This window comes from Paenibacillus andongensis, assembly GCF_025369935.1.
GTDB lineage: Bacteria > Bacillota > Bacilli > Paenibacillales > NBRC-103111 > Paenibacillus_E > Paenibacillus_E andongensis.
Genome location: NZ_CP104467.1, coordinates 4,833,177 through 4,851,107, shown reverse-complemented (window position 1 = coordinate 4,851,107; position 17,931 = coordinate 4,833,177). Strand labels below are relative to the sequence as shown.

The window sequence follows — 17,931 nt, the reverse complement described above, 5'->3', positions numbered from 1 at the left end:
ATTCATGAAATTGGTTCTTCTTTCCGGCGGGTCGGGTAAACGACTGTGGCCATTGTCCAACGATTCCAGATCTAAGCAATTCTTAAGGGTACTTGAAGATGCTGAAGGCAGAAGCGAATCCATGGTTCAACGTGTATGGAGACAACTGCAGAATACGGGGCTCGGCGACGATGCTTACTTGGCAACGAACCGCTCCCAGGTCGAAATGATTATAAGTCAATTAGGCGGCAATGCCCCGCTTATTGTTGAGCCTGAGAGAAGAGATACCTTCCCTGCAATCGCGCTTGCTGCTGCTTATATGTATGATGTTGAGAGCTTGCCCCTGAACACAGTGATTACAGTGTTACCTGTAGATCCGTATGTCGACGAGGCTTTCTTTCAGAAAATCAAACAGTTAGAAGATGTTCTGCACGAAACGGATGCGAATTTGGCACTAATGGGCGTTGTTCCAACGGTTCCATCAGAGAAATACGGGTATATCGTTCCCTCTGATAAACGCAGAGAAGGGTCAGAAGCACTTCACGTTAACCATTTTGCGGAAAAGCCGAATCGTGAACAGGCAGCTGCTTTGATTGATCAAAAGGCGCTTTGGAACTGCGGCGTCTTCGCTTTTCGACTAGGTTACCTGATTGAAGTCATGGTAGAGAAGGGCATCCCGATTCAGTATGAAGAAATGCTTAAAAATTATCATAAATTAACGAAAATTAGCTTTGACTACGAAATCGTAGAGAAGGAAGCCAGCTGTGTTGTCGTACCTTACGACGGCTACTGGAAAGACCTTGGGACCTGGAATACACTGACAGAGGAAATGAGTCGATCCCAGATCGGAACGGGCATCGTAACCGATGATTCCGATAATACCCATTTGATTAATGAGCTTGATATCCCTGTCACGGTGATTGGGATCAAGGACGCTGTCATTGCTGTCAGCCCTGATGGGATTCTAGTAACGAGCAAGTCGGAGAGTCCTCGCATTAAGGAAGTCATGAATAAAATTGAACACCGTCCGATGTACGAGGAGCGCAGGTGGGGACGTTATCGCGTGATTGACTACGTCAAATATGCCGAAGATAATGAGGTGCTGACCAAACGGATTCTCGTCCATGCAGGTAAAAATATAAGCTATCAGCTGCATTATAAACGCAGTGAAGTGTGGACGATCGTAAGCGGCGTTGCGGATATTGTCATTAATGACAAACTCTATCAAGTGAAGCCTGGAGATGTCGTTCGAATACCTGATGGAACCCGGCACAGCATTCGAGCCATCACGGATGTTGAATTTATTGAGGTTCAGAGCGGATCCGAATTAGTTGAGGAAGACACAGTTCGTATATGTATGGCATGGAAGGATATCCCGCTTCACCAATTTATTTAAGATTTGTTTTGAAACAACGAACCGCCTTCTATTCGATTAACGCGAATGGAAGGCGATTCCTTGTTTGAAAGCATAACTGAAATTGGAAAAACTTTCAAAACATTAATATAATGCTTATACAAATCTAATATATCCCCTGTATGGTAGATTAAGCAGAATGAACACGCTTATAAGTAGCGTAAATCAGGGTTCATTGTGTCAAACTACCATACTGGAGGAAAGATGATGATCGATTTTTTTGGAAAGGCGGGTGTGCGTAAGAAGGTGGTTTCCTTATTGTTTCTACTCACTTTGCTTGCACCGAATCTGCTTCACCCTAATGTAACGAATGCGTCAGTTGTTCCAATCAACTCACAGGCTACGTACGAGGCTAAGGCAGTACTGCAGCAATTGTATGCCATCTCGGGTGTAAGCATCATTAGCGGGCAGCATGATTATCTAGAAAGTCCGGATGAATGGACGAATCAAGTCAAAGGCATGACGGGTAAATATCCGGGTCTTCACGGTTATGAATTCGGTGCCATTATGAATCAATCCGAAAGTCAACTGGCAGATCAACGACAAAAGGTGGTTAATAGTGCGATTGCGTGGAACCAGGCTGGCGGTCTGGTAACGATATCATTTCATGAAAGTATTCCCGGAACATGCCTATGCTGGTCGAATGTACAGAAGGAAATGAGTCAAGCCGATTTTGATAAATACGTTACGCCAGGTACTCCCCAGTACACGCAATTGCTGGCAGATCTCGATAAAGCAGCTGTGTACTTAGGGAAACTTAGAGATGCAGGTGTTCCTGTCTTATGGCGCCCGTATCATGAAATGAATGGGAATTGGTTCTGGTGGGGCAAGAAGAGCAACTTCTCTGCCTTATGGAATATCATGTACGACCGCTTCGTAAACGTGCATAAGTTGAACAATTTGCTTTGGGTGTGGAGCCCGAATGCACCGAATGCATGGTCTGACTCGTATACAGCCACTTTTCCTGGAGAAAATAAGGTGGATGTTCTCGCCGTTGATATTTATGACAATGATTACCATCCGGATTATTACGCGAAAATTGTTGAATTGGCGAATGGTAAGCCTGTTGCGGTGGGGGAAAACGGTGAGCTGCCTAGCGGCACTATTCTGAATGAGCAGCCCAAATGGGCCTATCTGATGACATGGGGCAAAATGCTGGCCGAAAATAATAAACTGCAAGAAATTGAAACCTTCTATACGAATTCCAAACTACTGACAAGAGAGTCTCTTCAATCTGTGAAAGCTCCTGTTTCAGCACCTGTCTTACAACCTGTCTTACAGGATGAGAGATACGGATTGCGAGCGGAATATTACGATAATAAGGATTTGACCGCGCTGAAGGAAACGAAGGAAGATGCCAAGATTGATTTCAATTGGTCAACGTCAGCTCCTTTTCCTTCTATGCAAGCAGATACGTTTTCCGTAAGATGGACAGGTAAACTTAAACCCAAATATACGGAAACCTATAAGATTTCTACCTTAAGTGACGATGGCATCCGAGTTTGGGTGAATGGCGTGTTGGTTATTGATAGTTGGTTTAATCAAAGCTGGGTGGAACGAACCGGAACCATTGCATTAACCGCTGGCGTGCCTGTTGATTTCAAGGTTGAATATTATGATAATACGAATGGTGCTGTTGCTAAAGTCATGTGGACGAGCCCGTCCCAAGTGAAAGAAATTATTCCCGCGAGTGCTCTATTACTTCCTTGATGGTTGAGAGGTATCTAACATGATGAGATATGTGATTGTACCAACTGCCTTGTTGATCTTACTGATCCTGACCTCGGCGTCGAATAACTACGGTGCATCGGCAAAAACAGATTTTGTAAAAGTGATGACAGTTTCCAATCAGCTTGGTAATCAAATATGGATGTTGGGCAATCAGGACGATTCCGATTTGGAATTTGGTAAAGAAAGCGCAGGACAGAGCAGCTATACCGTAACGCCCGAACTGAAGCAGACGGATGCTTGGGACAATGTGCCTCAAGGTCTTAATAAATCCGTGAATCCTACCTTTGCGATCAACTTCCCGCTCACTGAAATACCCGAAAATGGTGTTCATTTCCGAGTGAGAATTCTGGATGCTTATAAAGCAGTTCCACAGATGGCGGTTTTCTCCAATAAGATGCTTTCTGGCATCATCCAGATTGCTGGAGTCGGGGGGACTACAAGCTCCTACTCGTACAAGAAATTATATGAGCTTTATATTCCTAAGGAGCAGCTGCAGCTGGGAACTAACGAATTGAAGCTGTCAGCCGTAGGCTGTTTGTATTGTACGGCAGATGAGGATAAATTTCTATGGTGGAAATGGGACTACCTAGCACTTGATGCGCTGTCTTCACCTGCTGAAGAACCGATTCATGGGAGATATGTGGAATCCGGTACGAAGGTAAGCAATCTGTCATTCTACTATGATCAGGGAGCAGTAAGGCACCTTCCTTACGTATTGAAATGGTTAGGCATCGCCTACAGCGGCAATGTGATGAGGGTAGATTGTGCGACGGATGTGAAGATGGGGTGCTCGTCGATCAAGTCTTATTACGAAACCCTGCGTGATTACAATACTGCAGCGGTAGCCCTACATCTGCATACAGGGAATATTAAGTTGAAAGAGGATGGCACACTGCCAGCAGATGCAGAGAATAAATTATTGGATTATGTGAAGCAGTATGGGTCCATGTTTCAATATTATGAGATTGATAATGAGCCGGGCTTGTTCAATCGCTCCAAAGGGGTGAATCTAGCCATTGCGAAGTGGTTAAAGACCCATCTTCCTGAGCTTGCTCCTCATGTGAAAACAGTGGCTCCCGGCTGGGCATATGCACCTAAATACAACATGAGATCATGTAGAAATCAATCCTCATCCGGCATGTTTAAATGTGGAGATCCCGACGGGTGGGAAGACGATTCACAGCAGCGCATGGAGCTAGAAGAGTTGACAGATTTAACGAATGGGCATGCTTACGGAAATTCGTATATCGATAATAAGGACGGAAGCTTCTTAGAAAATCTGCAAACCTTCGGAGGGTCAGAGGATGGCCTCAAGAAGCAAATGTTGAATACGGAGTATGGAACTTCGGATAGTCATACGGATCCTAAAGAATTTGGTGCTGCGCAGCCTCATTCGGCGATCTTCGATCGCATCATGAGGGCTCATATCGGTTATGCTGATATGTTTATGCAGCATGCGGCGTTTTATCCCCAATATGCCTTGTTTGAGTCGGGGATTGATTTGAATAATCAAAATCCAGCGCAAATGAAGATTCATAAGAACGTGATGGACAAAGATACTCGAGTTGGGATTATGCGCAGGTTGAATCTGGCCTATGCCACGCATGGGAAACCGCTAGTGTACGAGCTAACTAATAAGTCTGAGTTGGCTGATAAACTTGTTTATTTTCGCGGCGTGGATACATCGACATTGCCTCCACTGCCAGGATCAGGAGCGAAGTCGGATAAAATTCTGTTGAACTTCGTAAATTTTGGGACGAGTACGCAAACGATACAAGCCAAAGTAACTATGCCCGAAGCTGCTTTGTATGAGGGAGAACGATTCGGAGCTGGTGAGACCTATGCGTCAGCTCGTACATATTTGACTGGACTGCAAGCGGCTCCTGAGCTTGAATTCAAGGAAACGCTGCTGCCAGGTGAAGCTGTACAGTATATTTTGGCGCGGACAGATCGGGTAAAACCGATTGCACCTTCGTGGATTCAGGCAAAGCCCATAGAGAATCATGCGATTGAGCTTAGCTGGAAGGAATCGGAAGGAGCTCATAGTTATGATATTTTACGTAAAATAGGTACGGCTGAAGGCGGCTACGAGGTGATCGCTGAACAAGTGGCAGATACAGGCTTTGTTGATGCGGATACGTTGGTTGGAAACACATACATGTATCAGATCCGAGTATCAGGTGCCAAAGAGATTTCACCAGCGGCAACGGCGACGGCTGCTGATGTAGTTGCCCTGAACCGGGCAGAATGGGAAGTAACCAGCAGTTCTGGTAAACCGCAAGGTGCGATTGATGGCAGCCCCTATACTCGCTGGGATACAGGGACAGCTCAAGCACCCGGGCAATACTATCAAATTGATATGAAGAATTCATTCACAATCAACAAGATAGTGCTGAGAAGTGAGAACTCGCCGAATGATTATCCAAGGAAGTATGAGGTATATGTATCTAATGATGGCTTCAATTGGGGATCTTCCGTAGCATCGGGTGTTGGCACAAGCGTTCTAGAAATCAACTTGAAGCCACAAAATGCGCGATACGTAAAGATCATCCAGACGGCGAAAGCTGGGAATTATTGGTCCATCCATGATCTGCAAATCTACGGTCAGAAAACGGATTGATAGTAGTTTATAACGAATAGCAATGAAGGAAGGACAGCTGCTCCGAAGGAGGGCTGTTTTTTTGATGCCAAATAAGAGGAAATGGGCGTTCGGTTCCCGAAAACCACTTCTTATTAGGTCACTCATCTTTGAATGGCCTTGATAGACTCTATGGTGGAGTTTTGCTGATGATCCAATCCAACCAGTCCCTTAACCCTAAACCGCTCAACCGTCCCAACTCGTGTCAACTCTCAAATTTAGCCGCTCCTTCTGCTAAGTAGCCAGATATGTATTGTTCACCTACCTGTGAACAACTTCTTGATGATCTACCTGCCCTCGTACTCAACTTTCTACAATATACGCCAATAAAGGGGCACATCTATCTCATGGCCCAATCAGAGATAAGCAGCACCAACTCATTGCGCAATCACAGGTAAGCTGCATCATCTCATGGCCCAATCACAGGTAAGTTGAGCTCCATTGTTCATCGTTCTATATCCCAAACTCAACCAGACCCAGCATCACCAGATTAAAGCGGAACGTAGAGGCCTTATTTTGCTCAAAAACGCGTATTTCACGTTTTCACGGAACGAGGAGCCTCTATTTCCTTCTTTGGAGGTGTAGAAACCAGAAAAACGCCAAAATAGCGCACCCTCGTTCCGCATGCCGGACCTGCAACGGCATAATAGCCGAAATAGCGTCGCCTCGTTCCCCGCGTTCCTCAGATTAGCAGCTTATATGTCCAAAATCACGCCTACGAGTTGGAATTGTTGTGACTTACATTATTTTTCAGGAGCTGAAGGAGCAAGTGCAAGGGGGCACATTGACCTAGGTGGTAACAACACCTTGAGAAAAGGAATAAATTCTGGGTTGCCCTTCTATTTGATACCGATTATGAAAATTCGCCGATCAAGGGAGTAAGATCATAAAGAAAGTGAGCGACATTTATGAACAGGAGTTCACACTACTGCATCAACAGAATACACTTAAAATAGGTGATATTTAACAACGGTGTGACGAGGAGGGATACAGTTGAGATATACAGTGCAATATATACCTCTAAGTAAGATTAAGCCGGAAAACATCGCTGCTAAGACAGCACTAAGAAATAAGGAGTTTAAAAAAGTTGCGCAAGATCTAATGCACCTGTTGATTGTGCGTAAAAGCAGAAAAGAAGGTGGTTACGTCATCCTTGGCGGACATCATCATTTCGATTTCCTCAAAAAGCATACAAAAAAAAGTGCTGCTGTATGTCTTGTAGATGAAAGTAAGATTTCTGCAAGTGTTAGAACATGGATGAATCGCTTCAGGAAACGACCACTACCTTATGATATTCCTGAAATCTCACCGGAGCGGATTGCAGTCAACAGCTGGTCTATCATTCGTACTTTTCTGAAAAGGGAGCCCCGATTTCGCAGGCTTTCCCGAAGACAGCAATTGAAGGTACTTCGGCTTGGTATTCAATATAGGAAAACAACGATACGATCCATGCAAGCCAAAGTAGAAGATTTATTAAAAAAGATTGTGAACTGATTAGAAAAAAGAAAGGGGCTGCCGCGGGGCAGCTCCTTCCTTTTTACCTAACTAAAAAAATGCCCAAGACGTAGACCATTTTAGCTCGTGGAGCTCTCCCTGTAAGCGCGAATTTCGCGCTTAATTGTTCGGGCGCTCTAGAATAAGCGCGTTTTCCGCGCTTATTCAGCATGGACGCGCGGGACAGTCTGCTGAGAAGTCGATTTTCGACTTCTCAGACTCTGTCAGCAAATTGTTCATAAAATAAGACCCACAGCCAGCTGCTGTGAGTCACTTTTTTGTCGTTATTCCTTCATGTACGCACCGATAAATTGGGCTACTTCACGGTCATATCTCACTGGATTCGAATGTCGGGCAAGACCGTGTCCGGCACCGGGCATGATCAGTAATTGTTTAGCCAGTGGAGCGTTCTTGAACAATGCGTATACCATCTCGGACGGCACGAATAAATCAGCGTCGCCGTGGATGAATAGCATGGGCGTTTTGGATTTTTGGATTTGGTCTATAGCCGAAGCTTCACCGAAAAAGTACCACGCTCGAAGTTTGGTCATCAAACTGGTTAAATGAAGGAGTGGAAATGCCGGGAGCCGATATATTCTTTTCAGCTGGTAAGTCAGTTGGTCCTTCACAGAAGTATAGCCGTAATCCTCTAGAATGGCTTTGACGTTAGTCGGCAAATCCTCTCCGCTGGTCATCATTACCGTAGCTCCGCCCATAGATACACCGTGTAGGACGACCTTCGACTGCTCGCCCGTATGTACGATAACTTGGTTGATCCATTGGACGTAATCCTTGCGTTCGGGCCAACCGAATCCGATATAATGGCCTTCGCTTCGGCCATGCCCGCGGGCGTCGGGGAGGAGGACGTTAAAGCCTAATGTGTCTCTATACATTTGCGCTAGATTGCCCATCTGCGTAGCTTGTCCAGCATACCCGTGCGCGAGAATGACGGTTTTATCTGTCGGTCGATCGGCGGCGATATAGTAAGCATAGAGCTTTAATCCATCGATGGACGTAATGCTCCATTCTGTAATCATTTGCTCCCTCCACCAGGATTCGTTGCCACTAAACGGATTTTCGACGCTTGAAGTAACAGCTAGATCGGGATTGTTGTTCAAAAAGCTTTTGTCGGCGCGGGCAATGGCAACGCGATAGAAATAAAAGCTTGCGGAAACGAGGATAAGAAAGACCATTGCCAATATGACTGCGATCAACAACAAAATCAACAACAAACACCCTTTCAGCTACATGTAACGGAGCCAAATTATGAAAGCAATTTCATCTCACTTAATTTATCAAAAATGATTTGGCAAACAGGAGAGACACGATCCCGGTCATGATAGGTTAACCAGACCAACTCCTCAATTTCAGAAGCTGGACGCAGCTCTCCCTCAAAATCCCCCGTGTAACAAGTCATTTTTACATGCATACCTTCCGATTTACCATGTGCCCCAGCCTCGAATGTGCCAAAATGCAAGACGGTTTCCGGCTTTATTCGAACGGATAATTCCTCTTCTATTTCTCGTAAAAGAGTGTCGACATCGGTTTCATCCGTTTCCCTTTTTCCGCCAGGTAAATAATAGATGTCTTTTCCTTTGGAACGAGCGACTAATATTTGACCATCAACAACGTATATCCAAGCAATTTTATCTATTAATGTAGTCATCAGTAACTCCCTTAGATTATTTTCTGAAATTATAGCATAACGGCATACAAGAGTGTACTCATTGATCAGGCTGCGGCGGCGGGCAGTTGACTATAAATGAAGTCGCAGAGATTAGTTGTGAAAAAGGTATTTCAACAAATGAAACCGAAATAGATATAGTGTAGAACGAGTATGGAAATGTACGATCGAATGCCACACTGCAATGGATGGCTAAATAAAAAAAAGGTCAACCCGTAAAACGGGCTGACCTCATTATATAATGCTCTATGCTTTGAAAGTGGACCAATGCGTTGGTCTAGTGAGCGACGGTGGCAGCTTGGTGTCGCCATCTCCCTTCGCCGCGTTGAGTTGGGCTTGGGTGAGAAAGATACTATCGGTAAGGTTAGCACCGCTAAGATCAGCGTCTCGGAAATCAGCCCCGATGAGGTCAGCCACTCTCAGGTCGGCACCTCTGAGGTTAGCTGCTATAAGGTAAGCCCCCCTCAAATTGGCGCCTCTCAGGTCAGCGCCTTTGAGATTGGCCCCGATGAGGTCGGCTCCTCGACCGTAGGTCTTCTTACGCCCAGCGGGGTTCTTCTGCTTGCGAAGGGCTTCGGCTCGCACGAGCTCGCTCGTCCGTAGAAGCAGAACATTGACATCGGCTCGGTGAGCTGCCACGTCCAGTTCCATGAGAGATTCGGCACTAAGGTGAGTGAGTCGTTCCGTTTCGTCGAGCGCAGAGCTGAGTTCACCGTGGATAGGACGGGCCGGCTGCAACGTCAGCGCTTCAGTCAGATACCAGAGCAGCTCATGGAGCTGGCGCATGATCGGGAACACCTCGAACATTTGCTTCGCGGACCCTGGAACTTGACGCCAGTCGCGTCCACCGAAGGTGACATGGGAAACCTTTTGTCCCGCGCCGAAGCAGTCATAAACCGTACAACCTCGAAAGCCCATCTGTCTGAGGTTCGTGTGAACGCCGCAGCGGAAGTCCGCTTGCAGGTTGGGGCAGGGCTGGCCGGCATCTTTGTCGATCGCGAAGTCTGACGAAGCAGCGTAGGGCAGTGCGACACAGCATAATCCGAAGCAATTCTCGCAGTCGGATTGCAGACTGAGGGGATTCCTGCCGTTCAAAGTTTCTGTATAATCGTGATTCTCAGACATTATTAGCCTCCTTCCGCTATACCATAATCTCATACTTGTCTATTTTAATCGGCAAAGGCTATGTAATGGTCATAGAATGTTTTTTTATAAATGAATAATGAATGATTTATTCAATTCTCTTATAGTATTACTGAATATTTTTTCTGTCAATCGTTGTCTATCACTAGGAGCTAGTTGAGCGCTCGCAAGAATAAGCACCAATACGAAGGAGTAGATATCTATCAGCAGTAATTGGTTCGTTCATAATTATGATAGATTAATGAAACCCTTGGAGACCAAAAGATTTACAGCTATTCGCTCTCAGTTAATCATCAAAGCAAAGGGAGAAGTTCTGGAAATCGGATGCGGAACAGGTATTAATTTCAGCTTCTATAAGGATGTATCTGTAACAGCAATTGAGCCGAATCCATTTCTGAGAAAGACCTCGCTTGAGCGTGCTTCCGTTGCTAAAGCGGCTATCCATGTCATTGAAGGAAGTGCTGAGCAATTGCCATTTGCAGATCATTCGTTCGATACTGTGGTTGGGACACTTGTTTTATGTACGATACCCAACCCAGTAGAAGCGATTAGAGAAATTAGTAGAGTATGTAAACCAACTGGAACCATTTTATTATTTGAGCATGTTCGACATGAAAATAGGCTGCTCAGGAAGCTGCAAGATCTCCTGACTCCGTTCTGGAAACGAGCTTGTGATGGGTGTCATTTGAATAGAGATACCATTCACTTACTGAGTCAAGAAGATATAGAAATAATTGAGATAAATAAACATTTAGGAAACATTTTTATTAGCGTTGAAGCTAGAAAAAATCAGTAGTGAGTACAAATAGGTTCAGTGTAACCATGTTAAGGCGGCAGTGGATTTATAATCATATTTTTTTTGAAAATCGTATTTTTAATAGAGGTTTTTATCCATTAGAGCCGAATAAGCTACAAACACTTGTTTGAAATAAGGGGATGTTTACTCTTGATATTGAAAGAACATCTAATCGATTCCTTTATGAATTTAACCTCAGACGGAATTGTCATCGTTGATGTTACCGGAAAAGTGTTAGAGGTGAATAAGAAGTTTGAAGAATTACATGGCTGGACAAGAGATGAAGTGATTGGGAAAGTTTTGCCGATGACTCCTGATAAATATAAGGAAGATGCTCTTCGGCTCTATCAGTCTTTAATAGATGGGCAGCAAAGTTCGGATTTCGAAGCTTTAAAACTAAGAAAAGATGGTTCTACGTTTTATGCGAATGTGACGGTCTCACCTATGAAAGATAATGAAGGAATTGTTATTGGGTTTATTGGTGTAGAAAGGGACATAAGTGAAAAGAAAAGAGCCGATGAGGAACTATTAGAAAGAGAGAATCAATTTAGAAGGTTGATTAAACTTAATCCAGAACCCATTGCTCTGCATAACGATGGTATCATCAAGTTTGTAAATGATGCTTGTTGTAAGCTGTTTGGAGGTGTTTCTTCCGATGACTTCAAGGGAAAACCCATCTACGAATTTTTCTGTTTAGCTGACAAGGATTTCATTTTGGAGCGGCTTCAGTATGTGATGCAGTCAGATTCTTACACGGAGTTTATGGAGAAAAAGCTGCGAAAATTAGATGGCTCTTTTTTTGATGCCGAAATATCCTCCATTTATGTCCACAAAAACATGGGGTTTCCTGTCGTACAGACCGTGATACGTGATCTTACTGAGCGCAAAAAGTCTGAAGAAGCCCTTATTAGATCAGAAAAACTGTCACTCATTGGCCAATTGGCAGCAGGGATCGCACATGATATACGTAATCCTTTAACCTCCTTGAAAGGCTTTGTGAAATTATTAAAGGCGAAAAATGCCGATTATGTGGATGTCATGCTGGAAGAATTAGAACATATTAACTATGTTGTCAATGAGTTCATGACGCTAGCTAAGCCGCATCTGAATTGTTACATGGAGAGCACTTCCCTAGGACTTGTCAAAAGTGTGGTTGGTTTTCTGCAACCACATGCCCATCTTTATAACGTTCAAATACATATAGATTTGGATCCAGACATACCCGCTATTTATTGTAACCCAGATCAAATCAAACAGGTTTTAATTAATATTTTTAAGAATGCCATCGAGTCTATGCCAAATGGGGGAATCATTCAAATCGCTATCCGAAAAATCCATCAAGGTGTGGTGATCCGCATCGAAGATCAGGGTGTAGGCATTTCTGTAGAGAGGTTATCCCAGTTAGGGGAGCCGTTTTATACGACTAAAGTGAATGGCACGGGTTTAGGGCTTATGGTTTGTAAACGAATAATCGAAGGGCACGGAGGCAAATTGTTAATTCAAAGCAAAGTTAATGAGGGTACTACGGTGGAAATCGAATTGCCTTTAAAAAAAAAGAGCTAGAAGAGCTAGTTCCATGTATTTAAAAAACTAAAAACCGACTCTTCCGCATAAGCTTGCGTAAAGAGCCGGTTTTCTCATTCCTTAGTCAGCGTCACTCTAAGCATTAGACTCGGCAGCTTCCTCCGCCTGATCGGCAGCTGTTTCAACCGGCACTTCAAGTTTCTGCATGCCAAGTATGGTGACCAGAATGGTTTCAGGAGCACTTAACACTTCAACATGCTTGGGAACTTCAAGATCAGCAACGGTTATATGTTCACCGATATTTAGCTTGCTAATATCAATGGCGAGATGTTCTGGCAGTTTTTTCGGCATACAGCGGATCATGACCTCATGGGTTTCTATTTGGAGAATTCCGCCTTCTTTGGTACCTTTAGCTTCTCCTGTAAAATGGACGGGAATCGATGTATCTAGCTGTTCTTTCATATTAATTTGAAGAAAATCAATATGCAGCAATTGCCCCGTCAGGCTGTCCTTCTGGACTTGATGGACGATGACCGGCTGTTTGGTTTTGGACGGCAGGGTAACATTCAGGATGGCACGCGGATTGCGTTTCAGTGATGCGCGGATTTCTTTTTCCGGGACAGTGACATGTTCGGAATCCATACGTGAGCTATACACAACAGCAGGTATATGCCCCTCAGCTCGCAGCTTCTTTACAGGACCTGATCTTTCGGATAGTAAAATCGTTGTAGTCATGCGTTGCACCTCCGTAGCATTTGTAAAGCGGCTTTCAGCCCTAAGACTCATTTACCCAATAAATTGTGCATTGAAACAGGAAAGAATCAGGAAAATTTTTCGTTTTGGGCTTCTTTATCTCTTCATTTGATAGTAAAATAGAGGACAAGAGGAGGATTGATAAATGATGAGTACACTGAAGAGTTTCACTGATTCAGATCAACAAATATCGTTGGAGTTAAGAGATGATCATTTAACTGTGCTTCGTTTCTACGGTGAAACATCCATTTACCCGTTCAAAAATATTTCTCTTGCCTCTGAGCCGATTCCTGAATATCCACTCAATCGTGTGGCTTTAACGGTTATTGATTTCAACACTGGTGTAACCGATTTCAAATTCTCTTCTAGTAAAAATGATTTTGAGATATTCGTCCAAAAACTGATCGAAATTCATAGTGAATTTATTCCGAACCACTAGTTTTTTCGGTAATTGCCCAATGCTGCCAAGGACAGACGATCCCAATCGTTCTGTCCTTTTTGTATTCGCTTATGCAAACACATTATTGTTCCAATCACGCCAAAAAAAGAGGGAGTTTGTCGTAATTTGTAGAATATATACTCTTGAACATCATACACAGTCTCAACCAAAGAGAGGGCTTGCCACATGCAATGGATTCGGAACGCTAAAATAAATTACAAGCTGATTATTATGATTGTACTGCCTATGTTGGGATTGTTGTATTTCTCCTCCAATGCCATCTATGGAAAAGTGAAAGAGCTGTCAGAATTGAACAATCTGCAAACACTGGTCACAACGGAGATCTACATCAATGATCTGATACATGAGTTACAGAAAGAACGGAGCCTTTTGTCAGGTTACTTTGAAGATAAAACGATTACGCGACAACTAGTTGATCAACGTAAGTTAACTGATGAGAAGTCTAGTGCATTTCGGGAGCAATTAAAGTCATTGAACACATCCGTTTTGGGTGATAAGTTCAAGAAAAATGCAAATACTGCGGTGAGCAAGCTAGACCAATTTGTGATTCTTAGGACACAAGTGGATCAAGGAAAAGCGAATGAGGATGAAACACTTTCCTTTTATTTGGAAACGGTGGATAGTCTCTTTGAAATGATGCAAAACACGAACGAAATTAGCTCGAATAAACAAATTTCAAACATGCTTACTTCCTATATTTTGTTTTCCAAAAGTAAGTTTGCCGTGAGCAGGGAGCGCGCAGTACTATTTCATGTTTTTTCCGGTAATCGTGCGGATTTAAATGATATTGAACAGATCGGTGTGTTAGAGAACGAACAATTGCTTTATTATAAGGAATCCAAATTACTCGCATCCGAGGCTGCCCAACAAATTTATCAGAAAATGGTGAAAGGACAAGTAGTTGCCGAGGTCGATCGTCTCGTACAACTAGTCCTAAAAGCAGAACCCGGGAAAGCCCTTGGGGTGGATTCTCAGCAATGGTATAACGTGGCGACACAAGAAGTAGATCTACTTAAAGAGGTTGAGGATGGACTTTCGTCAGAATTAATTCAAAACATGGAATCCATCAAAAAGAGTACCACGCGATCGTTGATTGGTGTGGCCATATTTAATGTCATTATTCTAATCTTCTCCTTTTTGGTCATCGTTTTGATTTCCAGAATGCTTTTATCTCAAATCCACCTGCTAAAGAGATCTACGGAACTCATTCTGACAGGCGTTACAGATATTCATCTGGATGTTCAATCGAAGGATGAATTTGGCGAGTTGATGGAAGCCTTCAATCACATGGTAGCTAGCTTTAAAGAGGTCATTACTCAGGCAGATCGCATCTCATTAGGTGAATATGAGCAGACGATTGTTCCCCGATCGGATCGAGATCAGCTAAGTGTGGCATTAATTCGAATGCTAACCTCTTTAAAAGAAACAACCGCTGAAAATGAACGGCAATTCTGGTTGAAAACGCAGTTAGCTCGTCTGACAGGGCTTTCACAAGGCGTTGCCAATGTACAGCAGCTGGTGGGCATGCTGATCTCTGAAATATCAGGTCTAGTCGGAGCAGGTCAAGGTATTATCTATTTAAAAGAGTCGCAATCGAGTGCGAGCCCATTCAATGAATTTGTCCTGCTGGGCAGCTATGCCTTTAAAGAAAGAAAGAATGTAGCAAATCGGGTTCGACCTGGTGAAGGTCTAGTCGGTCAATGTATCCTTGAGAAAAAGACGATCTTGTTATCGAATGTGCCTGGCGATTATATCCACATACAATCAGGTCTTGGGGAATCGAAACCGTTCCAAATCGTCGTTCTTCCTATCCTCTTCGAGGATGAAGTGTTGGCCGTTATAGAGCTTGCCGCTTTTAAACCATTTACTAGCATAGAGCACGAGTTATTGGAGCAATTATCCGATACACTAGGCGTTGTCATTCAAGCTGCTATCAGCCGCCAGAAAACGGAAGCGTTATTGCGTGAATCACAGCTATTAGCGGAAGAGCTTCAAACGCAGCAGGAAGAATTGCGCACGGCCAATGAAGAGCTGGAAGAACAGACGCTGATGCTGAAGCAGTCCGAAGAAAAGATGCGAATCCAAAGTGAGGAGCTTCAGGCGATTAATGAGGAGCTAGAAGAAAAAACCAACTATCTGGAAGTACAAAAAGCTGACATCGAGAAGCAAAATGCCTTTATTCAATCATCGAAGCAGGACTTAGAAGAAAAAGCGAAAGAGTTGGAGCAAGCGAGTCAGTACAAATCGGAGTTTTTGGCCAATATGTCACATGAACTTCGTACACCGCTTAACAGCTTACTGATTCTATCAAAATCATTATCCACTAATGAAGATGGTAATCTAACGGAAGATCAAATCGAGTCGGCAAAGATTATTCACAGTGGCGGCTTGGATTTATTGACTTTAATTAACGACATTTTGGATTTATCCAAAGTGGAAGCGGGCAAATTGGACATTCTAATCGAAGAAGTGAGGCTGGATGATCTACTTCAGTCACTCCGTTACCAATTTAACCCAGTTGCCAAAGAAAAGGGTCTTTCCTTTATTTTAAAACTTGACGATCAAATCCCGGAAATCGTGACGACAGATGGTCAGCGTACCGAACAAATCCTGAAGAACCTTTTATCCAATGCCTTTAAGTTTACGGCTTCCGGAAGCGTTACGGTTGAGATCGCACGTGCTGGAAAAGGAACAGCTTACCAAAATCACCATCTAGAAGAAAATGGGGCTCTAGCTTTGACTGTAACCGATACGGGGATAGGTATTCCTGCAAGTAAACAGCAAGCAATCTTTGAAGCGTTTCAGCAGGCGGATGGCACGACAAGCCGCAAGTATGGAGGAACGGGCCTTGGTTTAACCATTTCAAGAGAATTGGCTAAGTTATTGGGCGGCGAAATTCATATGCGAAGCAGCGAAGGGAAAGGCAGCAGCTTTACGCTTTATCTCCCGCTAGAAGGAACCGCTAATACCGAAATGACGGAGCCAAAGATAGCGCCGATTAAAGTTGCTGCTGCAGTTGATACTCTACAGACTTCAAGTGAATTGTTGATAGCTAGCACTATGGAAGATCATCTTTTTGCAGATCAGACAGCGAAAACGTTCTTACCTGATGATCGGGAACTCCTTAAGAATAGCATGCAAGACAAAGTTATTTTGATCGTGGAAGATGATCCGGCATTCGCCAAAATTCTTATGGACATGTCATATAAAAAGGGATTCAAATGCCTTGTATCAGGAGATGGCTTTAGTAGCCTTCAACTAGCCAAGCAATATATTCCAAGCGCGATTCTTTTGGATTTGGGGCTTCCAGACATGGATGGCCTTAAGGTTCTTGATCATTTGAAATATCATAATGAAACACGTCACATTCCTGTGCACATTATTTCAGGTCGGGATAAAAGCTCAGACTCCATGCAGCGCGGGGCCATCGGCTATTTGTCCAAACCGATTCAAGCGGAGGACATTGAAGCCGTTTTTAACAAAATTGAACATAAGCTGCAAGAACGCATCCAACAGGTCTTAGTGGTAGAGGATGATTTGAATAATCAAAAGGCTATTCATGAACTGCTCAAGCATAAGAAAGTTGATATTCATAGTGTTTCCACGGGGAAAGAAGCTCTGCAGCTTATGCGATCACAGTCCTTTGATTGTGTAATTCTGGATCTAACATTGCCGGATATGACAGGCTTTGAACTGCTGCAGCAGTTAGTTGTTGATTCGGAGGGCTCCGTACCACCAATCATTATTAATACCGGAAAAGAGCTCACACAAGAAGAGTATAAGGAATTAAACCAGTTTACGGACAGCATTGTGATCAAAGGTGCGAATTCACCGGATCGCTTGCTGGATGAGGTTTCTCTATTCCTTCACAGCGTTCATAAATCTCTGCCACAAGCGCAGAAAGAAATGATTCGTATGGTACGAGATTCCGATGAAACCTTGAAGGGACGCAAAATTTTGCTGGTGGATGATGACCTTCGCAACACGTTTGCTTTATCTAAAATATTAAGAAAACACGGCTTGGATGTTGTGATGGCGGATAATGGGAAGCTGGCTTTGGATAAACTGGAAAGTGAAACCGGGATTGAGCTGGTCATTATGGATATTATGATGCCGGTAATGGATGGATATGAAGCCATAGGTCATATTCGCACCATACCGAAGTTCCAGTCCCTCCCGATTATTGCTTTAACCGCAAAGGCCATGACGGGTGACCGTGAAAAATGTATAGAGAGGGGAGCCAATGATTATATGACGAAACCGGTAGATACCGATAAATTGTTGTCCTTAATCAGAGTGTGGCTCTTACGATAAA

Annotated in this window: 12 protein-coding genes; 8 read left to right on the top strand and 4 right to left on the bottom strand. The window is 43.7% G+C overall.

Going from position 1 to position 17,931, the window contains the following annotated elements:
• Positions 1–4 precede the first annotated feature (4 nt).
• From NYR53_RS22190 to NYR53_RS22175, 4 genes are all read left to right on the top strand, one after another.
• Entirely contained in the window at positions 5–1,375 is a 1,371-nt protein-coding gene (locus tag NYR53_RS22190) for a sugar phosphate nucleotidyltransferase (RefSeq protein ID WP_261301332.1), read from the top strand.
• 222 nt (positions 1,376–1,597) lie between these two features.
• Positions 1,598–3,103, top strand: a complete 1,506-nt coding sequence (locus NYR53_RS22185) for a glycosyl hydrolase (RefSeq protein WP_261301331.1) — start codon at positions 1,598–1,600, stop codon at positions 3,101–3,103.
• A 19-nt stretch (positions 3,104–3,122) separates the two neighbouring features.
• Entirely contained in the window at positions 3,123–5,744 is a 2,622-nt protein-coding gene (locus NYR53_RS22180) for a discoidin domain-containing protein (protein ID WP_261301330.1), read from the top strand.
• A gap of 1,011 nt (positions 5,745–6,755) precedes the next feature.
• Complete coding sequence (locus tag NYR53_RS22175) at positions 6,756–7,256, top strand: hypothetical protein (RefSeq protein WP_261301329.1); 501 nt, start codon at positions 6,756–6,758, stop codon at positions 7,254–7,256.
• A gap of 284 nt (positions 7,257–7,540) precedes the next feature.
• Here the strand turns inward: NYR53_RS22175 and NYR53_RS22170 are convergent, their stop codons facing one another.
• The 3 genes from NYR53_RS22170 to NYR53_RS22160 all read right to left on the bottom strand — a co-directional run bounded on the left by NYR53_RS22170 (position 7,541) and on the right by NYR53_RS22160 (position 10,065).
• A complete protein-coding gene (locus NYR53_RS22170) occupies positions 7,541–8,482 on the bottom strand; it encodes an alpha/beta hydrolase (protein ID WP_261301328.1) in 942 nt (313 codons plus the stop codon).
• 38 nt (positions 8,483–8,520) lie between these two features.
• Positions 8,521–8,922, bottom strand: a complete 402-nt coding sequence (locus NYR53_RS22165) for an NUDIX hydrolase (protein WP_261301327.1) — start codon at positions 8,920–8,922, stop codon at positions 8,521–8,523.
• A gap of 264 nt (positions 8,923–9,186) precedes the next feature.
• On the bottom strand, positions 9,187–10,065 hold the full coding sequence (locus NYR53_RS22160; protein ID WP_261301326.1) for a pentapeptide repeat-containing protein: 879 nt from the start codon (positions 10,063–10,065) through the stop codon (positions 9,187–9,189).
• A 259-nt stretch (positions 10,066–10,324) separates the two neighbouring features.
• Between NYR53_RS22160 and NYR53_RS22155 the strand changes: the two genes are divergently transcribed.
• Complete coding sequence (locus NYR53_RS22155; RefSeq protein ID WP_261301325.1) at positions 10,325–10,879, top strand: class I SAM-dependent methyltransferase; 555 nt, start codon at positions 10,325–10,327, stop codon at positions 10,877–10,879.
• A gap of 150 nt (positions 10,880–11,029) precedes the next feature.
• The gene (locus NYR53_RS22150; protein ID WP_261301324.1) at positions 11,030–12,442 is read left to right on the top strand and encodes a PAS domain-containing sensor histidine kinase; all 1,413 of its coding nucleotides are present in this window, start codon (positions 11,030–11,032) and stop codon (positions 12,440–12,442) included.
• Positions 12,443–12,538: 96 nt separating this feature from the next.
• On the opposite strand, the gene NYR53_RS22145 is transcribed toward NYR53_RS22150, so the two are convergent.
• Positions 12,539–13,138 (bottom strand): 50S ribosomal protein L25, encoded by a 600-nt coding sequence (locus tag NYR53_RS22145; RefSeq protein WP_261301323.1) that lies wholly within the window; start codon positions 13,136–13,138, stop codon positions 12,539–12,541.
• 163 nt (positions 13,139–13,301) lie between these two features.
• On the opposite strand from NYR53_RS22145, the gene NYR53_RS22140 reads away from it, so the two are divergent.
• Entirely contained in the window at positions 13,302–13,595 is a 294-nt protein-coding gene (locus NYR53_RS22140; protein ID WP_047673785.1) for a hypothetical protein, read from the top strand.
• A 186-nt stretch (positions 13,596–13,781) separates the two neighbouring features.
• Positions 13,782–17,930 (top strand): response regulator, encoded by a 4,149-nt coding sequence (locus NYR53_RS22135; RefSeq protein ID WP_261301322.1) that lies wholly within the window; start codon positions 13,782–13,784, stop codon positions 17,928–17,930.
• The last annotated feature ends 1 nt before the right edge of the window (position 17,931 follow it).

Bases quoted from the DNA above. Each gene is read 5' to 3' on its own strand.
- NYR53_RS22165 (WP_261301327.1), bottom strand. From the start codon at position 8,922: ATGACTACATTAATAGATAAAATTGCTTGGATATACGTTGTTGATGGT.
- NYR53_RS22145 (WP_261301323.1), bottom strand. From the start codon at position 13,138: ATGACTACAACGATTTTACTATCCGAAAGATCAGGTCCTGTAAAGAAG.
- NYR53_RS22185 (WP_261301331.1), top strand. From the start codon at position 1,598: ATGATGATCGATTTTTTTGGAAAGGCGGGTGTGCGTAAGAAGGTGGTT.
- NYR53_RS22160 (WP_261301326.1), bottom strand. From the start codon at position 10,065: ATGTCTGAGAATCACGATTATACAGAAACTTTGAACGGCAGGAATCCC.
- NYR53_RS22190 (WP_261301332.1), top strand. From the start codon at position 5: ATGAAATTGGTTCTTCTTTCCGGCGGGTCGGGTAAACGACTGTGGCCA.
- NYR53_RS22140 (WP_047673785.1), top strand. From the start codon at position 13,302: ATGATGAGTACACTGAAGAGTTTCACTGATTCAGATCAACAAATATCG.
- NYR53_RS22155 (WP_261301325.1), top strand. From the start codon at position 10,325: ATGAAACCCTTGGAGACCAAAAGATTTACAGCTATTCGCTCTCAGTTA.
- NYR53_RS22180 (WP_261301330.1), top strand. From the start codon at position 3,123: ATGATGAGATATGTGATTGTACCAACTGCCTTGTTGATCTTACTGATC.
- NYR53_RS22135 (WP_261301322.1), top strand. From the start codon at position 13,782: ATGCAATGGATTCGGAACGCTAAAATAAATTACAAGCTGATTATTATG.